Source organism: Domibacillus indicus (assembly GCF_023715895.1).
In the GTDB taxonomy this organism is placed as follows: Bacteria; Bacillota; Bacilli; order Bacillales; family Domibacillaceae; genus Domibacillus; species Domibacillus indicus_A.
Window position 1 is genome coordinate 1 of sequence record NZ_JAMBOO010000173.1, and the last position, 206, is coordinate 206.

Here is a 206-nt window from a genome sequence, read left to right on the forward strand (position 1 = left end):
CGGCTCCTAGTGCCAAGGCATCCACCGTGCGCCCTTTCTAACTTAACCTAAAATGGCGGTGTATCTTACTCGGTTTTTTGCTTTGGTCATACAATGTGTTGCTTCTATCCAGTTTTCAAAGAACATAATATGGTGGAGCCTAGCGGGATCGAACCGCTGACCTCCTGCGTGCAAAGCAGGCGCTCTCCCAGCTGAGCTAAGGCCCC

General features: G+C 51.5%; 1 tRNA gene. It reads right to left on the reverse strand.

Annotated features, from left to right (window positions below):
- Positions 1-130 precede the first annotated feature (130 nt).
- Positions 131-206, reverse strand: a tRNA-Ala gene (locus M3221_RS27200).